The following is a 13,053-nucleotide window of genomic DNA, read 5'->3' on the forward strand; positions in this document are numbered from 1 at the left end:
TAGGCTTTGTCGATCTGGTTGAGCGACTGCGCAATCAAGAAGCTGCGGATGCCGTAGCCCGCCATGAATGCGAGCGCCGTCTCGAAGAAGTCGAGCCGGCCCAGGGCCGGAAACTCATCGAGCATCAGCAGCAGCTTGTGGCGGCGTTCGATGCCGTCAGAGCCGTCGAGCGATTCGGTCAAGCGCCGCCCGATCTGGTTGAGGATCAGGCGGATGAGCGGCTTGGTGCGCGAAATGTCCGAAGGCGGCACCACCAGGTACAGCGATACGGGATGCTCGGCGGATATGAGGTCGGCAATGCGCCAGTCGCAGCGCGACGTGACTTCGGCCACCGTGGGATCGCGGTACAGGCCGAGGAACGACATGGCGGTGCTCAAGACGCCAGAACGCTCGTTGTCCGACTTGTTGAGCACTTCGCGCGCAGCGGATGCCACCACCGGATGCGGCCCATCGCCCAGGTGGGGCGTGGTCATCATCCGGTGCAAGGTCAGCTCGAAGGGGCTGGCCGGGTCGCTGAGGAAGTTGGCGACGCCGCGCAGCGTCTTGTCCTCGCCCGCATAGAGCACATGCAGGATCGCCCCGACCAGCAGCGCGTGCGAGGTCTTCTCCCAATGGTTGCGCTTCTCCAGCGCGCCTTCGGGATCGACTAGAATGTCCGCGATGTTCTGCACGTCGCGCACTTCATGCGCGCCGCGCCGTACCTCCAGCAGCGGGTTGTAGGCCGCCGACTTTGCATCGGTCGGGTTGAACAGCAGGCAGTGGCTGAAACGGCTGCGCCAGCCGGCGGTGATCTGCCAGTTCTCCCCCTTGATGTCGTGGATGACCGCCGAGGCCGGCCAGCTCAACAAGGTGGGAACCACCAGGCCGACGCCCTTGCCCGAGCGTGTGGGCGCGAAGGTCAGAACATGCTCTGGCCCTTCATGGCGCAGGTACTGGCGATCGTACTGGCCGAGGAACACGCCGACCGGCTGCGTGAGGCCCGCCTTGCGAATGTCCTGCGCATTCGCCCAACGGGCCGAACCGTAGGTCGTGACCAGGCGTGCCTGTCGCGAGCGCCAGACCGACATGGCAATGGCGACGGCCACGGCGACCATGCCGCTGCCACCGGCGATGGCTCCGCCCGTGTCGAAGATTTCCGGGGTATAGGCGCCGTAAGAGAACCACCACTCAAACAGCTTCCACGGGTAGTAGATCGGCGTGCCAAGAAAATCGAACCAGGGCGAGCCAAGGCGTAGCTGATAGCCAAGGGCTGCTGCTGTCCATTGTGTGGCGCCCCACACTCCGGCGATCACGATGCCGAATACCACGGCGATCTGACCGAACAGCACGTTCGTCCCTTGCATGACCTGGCCTCCGATTTCTCCTGCGCTGATTCCTCATGGAAGAAGCGGCACAAGGACGTGCCGCAGGCGTCAGGATCGGTGTCGGATCAGTGCCGGTCAAAGACCGTTTAGAGCAGAAAGGTCGAGGAAAAAGAAAGAATTAGTGCTGCGGCAGGCCAAAGAAAAACGCCGCAAGCGGTAGCGCATTGCGGCGTGTCGAGAAGAAAAATGAAGATGATGCAGCGAGTTGCCAACAATCAGAACTTGGGCGATTCCTTCGGTGGTGTATATGGCGTTTGGCCGTCGCCATAGAACCGTTTGCGCGTAGCTTCCGCCACGCGGTTGCACAGCACTTCGCCCAGCTTGGCGCGGTCGGTCTTGCACTGCTGCCGCAGTTCCTTGAGCCGCTCGGGGTTGGCCGCGAGTTCTTCCACCGTCGGGACGTTGACTGTGGAATCAGCGGGCTTCTGTGGCGTCTCGGACTGGCCGCAGGCAGCCAATGCAGCCATCAGCAAGAACGGGATGATTTTCTTAATGGCATCATTCCTCCGAAGCATCGGGATTTCGACCTCGTATCGGCCTTGGGGGTTCCAGAGATTCGATGGTCTGTACGCGCTCAATGAATCTTGCCAGTTCGTCGGATAGATCACCGTCAAGATGAAGCAAGTACGTCGTCAACGGTGGCACGCGCTGCGCCAGCGGACGGGCCACGACACCTGGCTCACGGCTGGCGGCAATGTGTGCGGCGCCGGCCAGCCCGAGCGCGAAACCAGCCGATACCAGCGCCATCATCAGGTCGCAAGAAGCAACACGTTCTGCAATCAAAGGCTCCATCTCAGTATGGCGAAGCACTCGTTCGACATGCTTGGCGTGGCCTTCGCACACTTGCGGATCGCACAAGACCAATGGGTAGCGCAGCAGCTCATCCAAGGGGATGCGTTTGTGGGCCAGCAGCGGATGCCGGCCAGGAACCGCGACCATCAGCGTATCGCTCCAGGCAGGTACGGTGACGATGCCATCACCAACCTCGTTGGACTGGGCGAATCCCACGTCGTACAGATCGCTATGAAGCCCTTTGATCTGCTGTGACAGGGGCACCTCGAAGAATCGGATTTCTACCTCAGGTTCTTCCTGGCGACAAAGTACGAGCAAGGCAGATAGACGCGATGGCGTGATGCCATCGGACAACGCCACGCGCAACTGCCCGTGAAAGCCGTTGGCCGCAGCCTTGACGCTCTCGCGAGCCTGTTCCACAGCAGCGAGTACGCGACGAACGTGCTCCAAGAACAACTTGCCAGCGCGGGTTAGCCTGGTGCTGCGGGTGGTGCGGGCAAACAGCACAACACCCAGTTCTTCTTCCAGTTCCTTGATGGCTCGGGACAAGGGCGATTGCTCAATGTGCAGCTTCTCTGCGGCACGGGCGAAGCGAAGCTCCTCAGCTACGGCGAGAAAATACTTCAGGTGTCTCAACTCCATAGAATATTCATTCCCTCCGAGCCGACATAGCACTTGCTTCTCGGTTAATGCTAGAGCCATGATTCGTCACCCAGGCCAGTGCTGAGTATTGGCAGCTCCGAGCAGCCGAGCGAGGGCCAAAGCGGAGTTGCCAACTCAATCAGGCGATGGCCGTGACCTTGTGAGTCACGGCCACAATCTGAAAAATCAGCTCTTGCCGTCGGACGATTGACGGGGTGCCGGAGCCGGCGTTGTAGCCGGCTTCTTCTGCGCCGGGGCAGCCGTCTGCTCTTGCGCCTTCTTGCGGGCATCGCAACGCGCCTTCAGCGACCGGGTGGAATCATCCTTCAAGTCGATTTCGTAGTGTTCCGGGTCGTTGAGTTGTTGGCAGGTGGCGGGCTTGGCCTTGGCTTCATCTTCCTTGCTGTGTAGTGCCGGGTCATGAGCGAAGGCGGTGCCGGTCAGCAGTGCGGTGGCGGCAAAAGCAATCATGAGAGACGAACGCAGTTTCATCGGGAGACTCCTGTGGTTGGGTTGGGTGGAACGCTTGGAATGGGTGGAAATCAGGGTTGATGCAAATCGGGCTGGAAGCCGGTCACGGCCACTTCGACCGTGACCGGTTCATCGTTCTCGTTCTTCCAGTACCAGCCGTGGCTTCCCTCGAACGGGGCCACGAAAGTGCCGCGAGCCTCGTTTTGCGCCGGCTCGATGGAATAGCTCGTCCACTCGCCCTTCGCGTTCGGACGTTCGCCGTGCATGTCGAGCAGGACAGCGTTCGAGGCCTTCCACTGGAAGACCACGCCCTCACCTTGCTTGAGGTGCATCTTCACCTCCGCACCCTTGCCCGGCTCCAGCGTCAGGCTGAGGGTGTCGCTGCGCACGGCATTGGCGCTGGGCGACATGGCACGCACGTCCAGCGATTGCCCCAGCGAACGTTTGCCGAAGGCCGCAATGGCCTTGGCTTCCAGTTCGGCTTCAGTTGCCGGCAGCGTTGCCGCTGTCTTGTCAGAAGTGGGCGCGGCCAATGCCGGTGCTTGCGCGGCTTTGGTTTCGGCCTTGGCACCCAGCACGTCCAACCCCAGCCGGGTGCCGATGCCGGTCGGGTCGATGCCGTATTCGGCGGGAAGCACGACCGTCACCAGCAGGACGGATGCCACGGCGATGGCCAGCCCGGTGGCCTTGAGCAGGCGGGCGGTGCTGGGAAGCGATTGCGGAGCAGGAATGTAGGACATGGATAACCTCGATCAGGAAACGAAATAGCCGGTGAGTTGGTAGCCGATCAGCACAAAGCCGGCGGTCATCAGGACGGTGTTGGCTGCGAAGGCCTGGCGCGGGAAAGCGGCAGTGCGCCGCCAGAAACCCATCACGATCAGGATGCCGGCCAGGGCCAGCAACTGGCCCAACTCCACGCCGACGTTGAACGCGAGCATGTTGGGCACCAGACCATCACGCGACAGCGCGAAATCCTGCAACTTGGTCGCCAGACCGAAACCGTGGAAGAAACCGAAGATCAGCACGGCGGCCTTGGTGTTGGGTTGGAAGCCGAACCAACGCTTGAACGCACCGAGGTTGTCCAGCGCCTTGTAAACCACCGACAGGCCGATGATGGCATCGACGAGATAGGCGTTGACGTGGAACCCGCCCAGCACGCCCAGCAACAAGGTGACGCTGTGGCCGACCGCGAACAGGGTGACGTAGGTGCCGACGTCGCGCATCCGGTACAGGAAGAACACCACGCCCAGCAGGAACAGCAGATGGTCGTAGCCAGTGACCATGTGCTTGGCCCCGAGGTAGGTGAACACCAGCAAATTACGGCCGGTGTTCTGCTCAAGAAACGCCTGATCATCGCCGGTGACACCGTGGGCAAACGCCCACAGTGGCAACAGGGACAGCACCAGCACCATCAGCCATTGGCTTCGGTCGGGGAAACGGAACATGCGTGACAACAAGGGAACCTCCAAGGGAAATGGGAATGGGCACCGGCTCACGTTGGCACCCTCTCGGTGTTTTTGTGGCGATAGACCAGCCGGTACAGCGCAGGTAGAACCAGCAGCGTCAGCAGCGTCGAGGAAACGATGCCGCCGATGACGACAGTGGCGAGTGGTCTTTGCACTTCCGCGCCTGTTCCGACATTGATGGCCATCGGTACGAAACCAAGGCTTGCAACCAGCGCGGTCATCAGCACTGGGCGCAGTCGCGTCATCGCGCCATTCACGATGGCGTCCTGAATCGGTGCGCCGTCGTGATGCAGCTTGCGAATGAAGCTCACCATCACCAGTCCGTTGAGCACAGCCACGCCGGACAGCGCAATGAAGCCGACACCTGCTGAAATCGAGAGCGGAATATCGCGTAGCCACAATGCGGCTACACCACCCGTTAGCGCCAGCGGAACGCCGCTAAAGACGACCATTGCATCCCGGCCCGAGCCGAAGGCCATGAACAGCAGGCCGAAAATCAGAACCAGCACGGCCGGCACGACGACGGACAGGCGTTGGCTGGCCGAGATAAGTTGCTCGAACGTGCCGCCGTAGCTGACCCAATAACTTTCGGGCAGTGTGATTTCACGGCTCACCCGCTCACGTAGTTCTTCCACGAACGAACCTAGATCGCGCCCGCGCACGTTGCTGGTGATAACGATCCGGCGTTTGCCGTTCTCGCGGCTGATCTGATTGGGGCCGGGCGCTACTTCGATGGACGCAAGCTGGCCGAGTGGCACATAGGCTGCTTGGCCTAGCCCGGCAACCGTTCCGGCTTGAATCGGAATGGGCAGTGTCGCCAGTGCCTTCGGGTCTTGGCGTTGCGCTTCGGGTAGCCGAACCACAATGTCGAATCGGCGATCTCCCTCAAACACCTGGCCAGCGACGGCACCGCCTAGCGCGATCGCCACCGTCTGCTGTATGTCGTCGATCGCCAGGCCGTACCGAGCCAGTGCATCCACATTCGGCGTGATCGTCATCAGCGGCAGGCCCGTAATCTGCTCAAGCGCCACATCGGCAGACCCGTCGATACTCTCGGCCACGGCTTCGATCTTCGAGCCGATTTCTGCCAGTTGCTCCATGTCGTCGCCGTACACCTTGATTGCCACCTCGGCACGAACACCTGCAATCAACTCATTCATGCGCATCTGCACGGGTTGAGTGAACTCGTAGTTGTTGCCGGGAATGGCGCTCACCGCCTTCTCCAGTTCGGCGAGCAGTACGGCCCTCGGCTTGCGTGGATCGGGCCATTCGCTGCGATCCTTCAGCATGATGAAGGTGTCAGCGACCGAAGGCGGCATGGGGTCGGTCGCAACCTCTGCGGTGCCGATCTTGGCGACGACTTCCTCCACCTCGGGAAACTCCTTGATCCGGGCTTCCAGTTGGCGTTGCATGCCAATCGCCTGCGTCAGACTCGTTCCGGGGATACGCATCGCGTGCAGGGCGATGTCGCCTTCATCCAGGTTCGGGATGAACTCGGTTCCCAAGCGTGCTGCAAGCAGGCCGGACAGCACCACCAGCACTGCCGCTGCCGCGACGATGGCGACTCTCAACTTAATCGCCTGCTTGAGAAGCGGTGCATAGAAGCGGCTGATGCCGCGCATCACCTTGGTTTCCTTCTCGGAAACCTTGCCGGTGACAAACAGGGCGACCGCAGCGGGCACGAAGGTCAGCGACAACACCATCGCGCCGGTCAAGGCGATGACGACGGTCAGGGCCATCGGATGGAACATCTTTCCTTCCACGCCCGACAACGCGAAGATCGGAAGGTAAACAGCCGTGATGATGAACAGCCCGAACAAGGCGGGCTTGATGACTTCCGCACTGGCACTCGAAACCAGCGAGAAACGCTCATCGCGGGTCAGCAGGCGACCGAGCTGGTGCTGTCGCTCGCTGAACCTGCGCAAGCAGTTCTCCACGATGATGACCGCGCCATCGACGATCAGGCCGAAGTCCAGCGCGCCCAGGCTCATCAGATTGGCCGAGATACGGTTTTGCACCATGCCGGTAATCGTCAGCAGCATGGCAAGCGGAATCACGGTAGCAGTTATCAGAGCTGCCCGCATGTTGCCCAGCAGCAGGAAAAGCACTGCGATCACCAGCAATGCGCCTTCCAGAAGATTCTTCTGCACGGTGGCGATGGTGCGATCAACGAGCTGCGTGCGGTCGTAAACCGCATGCGCGCGGACTCCCTCGGGAAGTGTCGCGTCGATTTCAGCGAGCTTTTCCACCGTGCGTTGCGCAACCGCTCGGCTGTTCTCGCCAATCAGCATGAAGGCCGTACCCAACACGACCTCCTTGCCGTCTTTCGTTGCAGCGCCGGTTCGCAATTCGCTGCCTTCCAGCACTTCCGCCACATCGCCCATTCGGAGCGGAAGGCCATCGCGCGTTGCCACGACAATCTTCCGCAGCCGCTCTATGTCGCCCACTTGGCCGGGAATGCGGATCAGATACTGTTCGCCATGACGCTCGATGTACCCGGCACCGACGTTCGCGTTGTTGCGCGCGACGGAGTTCAGCACGTCGTTCATCGTCAACCCGTAGGCCAGCAACTTGACCGGATCGGGCGTGATGTGGAATTGGCGCACGTAGCCGCCGATGGTGTTGACCTCGGTGACGCCTTTCAGGTTGCGAAGCTGCGGACGCACTGACCAGTCCTGCAACGTGCGCAGCGCCGTTGGCGTCCATACTTCCTCGTAGCCCTTCTCGGGTTCCAAGGTGTACATGAATATCTCGCCGAGGCCGGTTGCCACCGGCCCGAGGGAAGGATTCAAGCCCGTCGGAAGCTGCGAGGATGCCTGCTGCAAGCGTTCGGCGACCTGCTGGCGAGCAAAGTAGATGTCAGTGCCGTCCTCAAAGACCGCCGTGACCTGCGACAGACCGTAGCGGGAAATCGAACGTGTGTAGTCCAGCCGAGCAAGGCCAGCCAATGCCGTCTCAACCGGGAAGGTGACGCGCTGCTCTGCCTCCATTGGCGAGTAGCCCGGTGCCTCGGTATTGATCTGCACTTGGACATTGGTGATGTCCGGGATCGCGTCGATCGGCAAGCGGCTGTAGTTCCAGATCCCCAGCCCGGACAGGGCGAGCACCAGTAGAAGCACCAGCCAGCGATGCGCGATGGACGCGCGAATGATACGTTCGAGCATATCCGCGTCCTCAGTGATCGTGGCTGGCGCCAGACTTTTCGATGTCTTGGCGTATCAGGAAACTTTGCTCGGCCACGTAGTTCGTGCCGGGCTTGAGTCCGCCGGTCACTTCAACGTATTCGCCATCCCGCTCCCCAAGCTCAAGCATTCGCACTTCGTAGGTTTCGCCGACCTGTGCGAATACCACGGTGAAGTCGCGGAATCGCTGCAATCCCGACTCCTTCACCGCAAGCGATACGTTGCGCGTGCCTACTGTGACCTCGGCGGCCACGGTCATACCGGGACGCCAGCGCCCCTCCGGGTTCGGGATGCTGACGCGGGCAATGACGCTCTGGCCGCTGCCGGCCACCGGCAACAGCCGTTGAATCTTTCCACTGGCTTCGGTCTTTCCGGTCGCTGACCGGATTCGCACGGCTTGGCCTGGCTGTAGAACTTCGGCGTCTGTGCCGATGGCACGCAGGTCGATCCATACATTGGACGGGTCGGCCAGCTCGAACAGCGCACCAGCTTCGGCCACGTCGCCCACATTCGTATTGCGCGCGAGCACGACGCCATCGAACGGCGCCGTGATCGGGTAGGTACGCATACTGTCATTGCCCTCGACGACGGCCAGCGTCTGGCCGCGGCGGACGCGCTCGCCTTGCTGCACGTTCACAGAGCGCACGATGCCGGGGAAGCGCGCACGAACCGCTGCGTGCCTGTCGGCATCCAGAACAACAGTTCCCATTAGTCGCACAACGTCTCGGATGACTGCCGGCCCCGCCGATTCGGTCTTGATGCCGGCATCCTTGGCGATACTGGCAGGAATGCTGACGCGCCCCTCGTAGGACTCGTAAGACCATGTGGACTTCTTTCCGGCATGCTCGGCGGATACGGCCACGTCGAACGAATGCGGCTCGGTCACTTCGCCACTGCCGACTAGATAGTTGTTCTCCGGCGTGAACGTGAATTGGTTGACCTCGCCATCCAGGCGGGAGAGCTTGATGGTCGCAACAACATCGGCGGGGGCGACAGGCTTGCCGTCGCGGTAGGCAAATAGCCTGTAGTGCGGGGGCGCATTGGTTTCGTAGATGGTGACTTCGAGGGCGAAGTCTCCATCACGGAGTAGTCGGCCATTGTTTGGCCCACGCTCATAGCTTCCGCTGGCTTGGGCGCTGGCCTCCTCTTTGGGCTTGTCGCCACCAGGGCTGCACGCAGCGGCGAACACGCAAAGGAGCAGCAGGGAAAGAATGCGAATCATGGTGCGTTTTCCTCAACGGTGGCGGTGAGGCGTTCCACCTCGACCAGCAGAAGGTGATAGCGAGCGGCGGCTTCGACAGCACGCGAGCGAAGATCGAAAAGCGTTCGCTGTGCTTGGGCCAGCGACAAATAGGAGAAGCGGCCTTGCTCAAAGCCACGACGAGTCGTTGCCAAGGCACTTTCGGCCATAGGCAGCATCCGTTCGCGCAACGACCCCAGTTCGTGACGTGCGTGCGTGAGTTCCTGATACTTGTCGAACAGTGCCTGGTGGCGCTCGAAGCGTTCGGCATCGCGCCGTGCCTCCAGCGCAGCCAGTTCGGCGTTGGCCTGGGACACCGCGTATCCAGAGCGTGTCGGCCCACCAAGCGGGATCGAGATTGACGCCACCACGGCGTGATCCCTGGTGGCCTCAAAACGACGTACACCCAAGCTAACGTCCAGATTGGGTTTGGCCTCGGCCTCCGCGAGCCGGCGACGGGCGCCGATGGTGTCGGCTCGCAAGCGCGACGCCCATAGCTCGGGGGTCATGGGCAAACGAGCGGCCAACGTCTCGAATGGCGCTACGGTCGGCAAGGTTTGCAGGTCGCCGACGACTTCACCGAAGTCCGGCGTCAACGCGCCCCAACTCGCTGCCAAGGTCATCTTGGCGCTTGCCAATTCGTGTTCTGCACTCTCGCGGTTAAGCTGCGCCTCTGCGACTGCAATATTGGCGGCCTGCAAATCAGAATCGGGATTGCGAGCGGCTTTCACCCAGGCTGCAACCTCCTGTCGGGTGCGTTCTGCCTGCTCAACGCGCTCCTCGGCATAGGCCAATCGCTGTTGCCTAGCGAGCACTTCAATGAATCGAGCCGCGGTCGTGCTGGCCAAGTCGATCCGCGCTTTGGTGGCCTGATGCTCTTGTTCCCTCAGTTCGGCTTGCCCTAATGTTTGACGAGCCTCGCGCTTGCCGCCGAGTTCGATAACTCGGCCGATGCGCAATGTCGTTTCAGCCGAACGAATACCCCGCAGATTGCCGTTCCCGGCGACGTTTTCCATCTCACCGCCAATCGTGTAAGGCGGTGGCAGGGCTTCGCGCTGGGTGCGGGCACGAACAGCCTGGAGCTGCGCCGTTTCGGCTGTGATGGAGGGATGGGCAGCGAGCGCGCGGGAGACTGCCTCCTCCAGCCGCAGGGGTTCGGCGGCTAGGGCTGCGGATGTGCCGCAGGCCCCGACGAACACCAAGGCCACTAAGCGGATCAATTTCATGAAAACCCTCACGACGACAACAGATGGCGATCAAACGATTCCGCGCAGCGACCTCCCACGCACGCTGGAGCGGAATCACGATAAAACCGATCAGCAATCGGTTTTTTAAGCAAAAAAACACGGCACGCGCGCATATGAACTTACCTCGTCATCACGGTGATGAGAGATTCAGCCACAAAGTGCAGCCAGCCGGTAGATAGGCTGCAAAACGCCAGAACAAAGATGCCGAGCATTGGCCCCAAATACGAGATCGACGTGTGCCTGGATGACAGCAATGCTTCAACGCGCTCAGGGACAAAATCGGAAAAGAACGCCATCGTCAACGGCACCTGTTCCCTCGCGTGTTGCCGAAATATCTTCTCCACCGTAACGATGGTTTCGGCCACGGTGACAGGGCATCCCACTTCTTTAGCGGCAGCAAAATCACAACGCTGCTCCAAGGCGAGTTCCAGATCGCGCAATAACCGACGACGGACGCCGGGCAACTGGATGCTGGACAGTACGGCAGCGGTCAAGCGATTCAGAACATCACGATTGGCGATGTGAGCCTGTTCGTGCGCGAGCACCACGCGCAACTGCATTGGATTGAGTCGTCGCATCAACGACGTTGAAAGCAGAATGTGACCACGCCCGACGCCGCAGGCCAACGCCATAGGCTGTTCAACATCGAGCACGCGCAGTTTGTCGGGATGCCCTGGACGACCACTCAGCCGCACCAGCGAGGCAAGGGTTCGACGAGCGCGCCAAAGACCTGCTGCGGCCCGCGCCGCCAGCCAAGCTGCATATCCTGCCAGCAACGCCAATGCACCCCATAGCCAAGCACTTTGCCCGTTACTGCTCGGGTGCCAAACGCACAGATGCAGAAGCGTGTCGGCATGCGCAGAACAGGCAGCGGCAAATCGGGCCGAGTCGTCAAACATCGACGGCATTGCAATGGTCATCACCGCGTAGGTGATACCCGCCAATGCAGGCGTTACCAGCATCCACCAAGATACCCGCGCCCGCTGAGAGGGGGCCTTGCCTGACAGCGCACGGCGCAATGGGCGCTCGCAGGCACCGATCAGCAGAGTAAGCGTCACCGCCAGCACGAAGCCGGACAGCAATGCAAACTGAAGTAGTGGGCCATAGCTCGTCATCACGGCTGATCCAATTCAGCCCGACGACGTGCGATCAATTCCTCCAACCTCTTGAGCTGGTCGTCATCCGCCCTTGCAGCAAGATCGACAAATGCGCTCAGCAACGCATCGGGCTGCGGGCCTGCAACACGACGCACCGTGGATTCCACCAGTTTCTGGATCAATTCTCGGCGGGAAACTCGCGCTGAGTATTCGTAGGCGTGGCTGATCTTTTCGCGTTGGAGCATGGCCTTGCGAAATAGACGTTCCAGCGTAGATTGCACGGTGTTCAAAGAAATCGAGCGCGACTGTCCAATGCGGGAATAAACCGCCTTGGTGTCGGACGGGCCGAAGCGCCAGATGTCTTCAAGCACGGCGATTTCCAGATCGCCAAGTGTTGGTACGCTGTGGTTGGTCAAGGTTGTCAGCTCCGAGCTTTGACTCGAACTAATGAGTATCGTCCAGAAAAAACCGACCGTCAATCGGTTTATTGTGCCATGCCGGCACTCCGCCTCGCTCTTGCGGGCAATCAAGCGACAGTAGGCCCGCGTTGCCGCCCAATCTCCCAGGACACCCCGCCACCGCGCACGGTTGCCGCAAGCTGCTGCCCCAGCCGCTGCTCGATCACCGGCTTCCACGGCACCAGCGAGAACCCCATGCCGTCGTCGAGCATCGCGTAGCGCCCGCTGGCGAGCATGACGGAGCGCCGGTAGATGCCGGACACGCGCTGCCCGTCGGCCACCGGGCGATGCTCCAGGCCGGTATCGGCGGCAATGTCTTTGGCGGCCTGTGCCAGTTCCCGGTTGCGCAGCGTGCCCAGCAGGTTGCGCGCCAGGATCACACGCTGCCCGCGCCGCTCGGCCAGCCCCTGTTCGGCCAGGAAGTCGGCGCGCTGCTGCATCGCCTGCCTGGCCTCGCTACCGAAACCCAGGTCGCCCAGGCCCGAGCCGCCACCGATCAACTGCTGATCTAGCCAGGTGGCCCCGATTACGCGGGCCTGCCGCTCGATGGGCAGGTGAGATTTCAGCTCCACGGCCACACCGCCCATGCGCTGCGCGTCGTAGCGGCGGCCCTGCTCGGGCAGATCGCCCGGCACCTTCCATAGCCCCTCGGCCACGCGCTCCACGATGCCCGCCCGGCGTAGGGCTTCCAGCCTGCGGATATGGGCCGCCACAACCTCCTGCGGGTCGCGTCCGGGGACGACCTGGCCCTGCGCGATGGCGAGGTGATGGTCGGTGCGGTACAGGCCATCGCTCGCCAGCGCGGCGATGTTCCTGTCGGCCGCGCGCACGTCGGCCGATCCCTTCACCTCCACCACGGCCCCGGTCGGATAGTTCGCCAGCTCGTCGCGGGCGTTGAGCGCGACGTAGTGGGCCTTGCCGTCCACGCCGTCGATGACCAGATAGCCCCGGTCGCGCAGCTCGTCGGCCAGTCCCTTCGCGGCCACGCGCCCGAGGATGGTTCGGCCATCGTCTCCAGGCTCGAACACCGCCAGCTCGCGCGGCTCGCCGCGCATGGCCCGCTGCATCGTGCGGATGATGTCGCCGCGCTCGCC

Annotated in this window: 12 protein-coding genes; all 12 read right to left on the reverse strand. The window is 61.8% G+C overall.

Features of this window, described 5'->3' with window-relative positions; translation table 11 throughout:
• Positions 1–1,343 (reverse strand): IncP-type conjugal transfer protein TraG (gene traG, locus HMPREF2924_RS12695; RefSeq protein ID WP_070700511.1); only part of this gene is annotated, 1,343 nt, incomplete at its 3' end.
• Positions 1,344–1,579: 236 nt separating this feature from the next.
• On the reverse strand, positions 1,580–1,858 hold the full coding sequence (locus HMPREF2924_RS12700) for an EexN family lipoprotein (RefSeq protein ID WP_025297938.1): 279 nt from the start codon (positions 1,856–1,858) through the stop codon (positions 1,580–1,582).
• Positions 1,859–1,862: 4 nt separating this feature from the next.
• The gene (locus tag HMPREF2924_RS12705) at positions 1,863–2,798 is read right to left on the reverse strand and encodes a LysR family transcriptional regulator (protein WP_022580529.1); all 936 of its coding nucleotides are present in this window, start codon (positions 2,796–2,798) and stop codon (positions 1,863–1,865) included.
• 186 nt (positions 2,799–2,984) lie between these two features.
• Complete coding sequence (locus HMPREF2924_RS12710; RefSeq protein WP_003138990.1) at positions 2,985–3,290, reverse strand: hypothetical protein; 306 nt, start codon at positions 3,288–3,290, stop codon at positions 2,985–2,987.
• A 50-nt stretch (positions 3,291–3,340) separates the two neighbouring features.
• Complete coding sequence (locus HMPREF2924_RS12715; protein WP_003138992.1) at positions 3,341–4,009, reverse strand: hypothetical protein; 669 nt, start codon at positions 4,007–4,009, stop codon at positions 3,341–3,343.
• 12 nt (positions 4,010–4,021) lie between these two features.
• A complete protein-coding gene (locus tag HMPREF2924_RS12720) occupies positions 4,022–4,714 on the reverse strand; it encodes a HupE/UreJ family protein (RefSeq protein ID WP_022580528.1) in 693 nt (230 codons plus the stop codon).
• A 47-nt stretch (positions 4,715–4,761) separates the two neighbouring features.
• A complete protein-coding gene (locus HMPREF2924_RS12725; RefSeq protein WP_070700524.1) occupies positions 4,762–7,899 on the reverse strand; it encodes an efflux RND transporter permease subunit in 3,138 nt (1,045 codons plus the stop codon).
• Between the two features lie 10 nt (positions 7,900–7,909).
• Complete coding sequence (locus HMPREF2924_RS12730; RefSeq protein WP_003139001.1) at positions 7,910–9,139, reverse strand: efflux RND transporter periplasmic adaptor subunit; 1,230 nt, start codon at positions 9,137–9,139, stop codon at positions 7,910–7,912.
• Positions 9,136–10,383, reverse strand: coding sequence for a TolC family protein (locus HMPREF2924_RS12735; protein WP_003139003.1), 1,248 nt, complete (start codon positions 10,381–10,383; stop codon positions 9,136–9,138). The genes HMPREF2924_RS12730 and HMPREF2924_RS12735 overlap by 4 nt, the downstream gene beginning before the upstream one ends.
• Before the next feature lie 140 nt (positions 10,384–10,523).
• On the reverse strand, positions 10,524–11,519 hold the full coding sequence (locus HMPREF2924_RS12740) for a M56 family metallopeptidase (protein WP_016254216.1): 996 nt from the start codon (positions 11,517–11,519) through the stop codon (positions 10,524–10,526).
• On the reverse strand, positions 11,519–11,917 hold the full coding sequence (locus HMPREF2924_RS12745; RefSeq protein ID WP_025297936.1) for a BlaI/MecI/CopY family transcriptional regulator: 399 nt from the start codon (positions 11,915–11,917) through the stop codon (positions 11,519–11,521). Before HMPREF2924_RS12745 ends, HMPREF2924_RS12740 begins: the two co-directional genes overlap by 1 nt.
• A gap of 110 nt (positions 11,918–12,027) precedes the next feature.
• The coding region (locus HMPREF2924_RS12750; RefSeq protein ID WP_141765532.1) for a DUF3363 domain-containing protein at positions 12,028–13,053 on the reverse strand (1,026 nt) is incomplete at its 5' end.

It is taken from the genome of Pseudomonas sp. HMSC063H08 (assembly GCF_001813645.1).
Lineage (GTDB): Bacteria > Pseudomonadota > Gammaproteobacteria > Pseudomonadales > Pseudomonadaceae > Pseudomonas > Pseudomonas aeruginosa.

Coding starts and splice junctions, on each gene's coding strand:
- HMPREF2924_RS12705 (WP_022580529.1), bottom strand. CDS start 2,798: ATGGAGTTGAGACACCTGAAGTATTTTCTCGCCGTAGCTGAGGAGCTT.
- HMPREF2924_RS12710 (WP_003138990.1), bottom strand. CDS start 3,290: ATGAAACTGCGTTCGTCTCTCATGATTGCTTTTGCCGCCACCGCACTG.
- HMPREF2924_RS12715 (WP_003138992.1), bottom strand. CDS start 4,009: ATGTCCTACATTCCTGCTCCGCAATCGCTTCCCAGCACCGCCCGCCTG.
- HMPREF2924_RS12720 (WP_022580528.1), bottom strand. CDS start 4,714: ATGTTCCGTTTCCCCGACCGAAGCCAATGGCTGATGGTGCTGGTGCTG.
- HMPREF2924_RS12725 (WP_070700524.1), bottom strand. CDS start 7,899: ATGCTCGAACGTATCATTCGCGCGTCCATCGCGCATCGCTGGCTGGTG.
- HMPREF2924_RS12730 (WP_003139001.1), bottom strand. CDS start 9,139: ATGATTCGCATTCTTTCCCTGCTGCTCCTTTGCGTGTTCGCCGCTGCG.
- HMPREF2924_RS12735 (WP_003139003.1), bottom strand. CDS start 10,383: ATGAAATTGATCCGCTTAGTGGCCTTGGTGTTCGTCGGGGCCTGCGGC.
- HMPREF2924_RS12740 (WP_016254216.1), bottom strand. CDS start 11,519: ATGACGAGCTATGGCCCACTACTTCAGTTTGCATTGCTGTCCGGCTTC.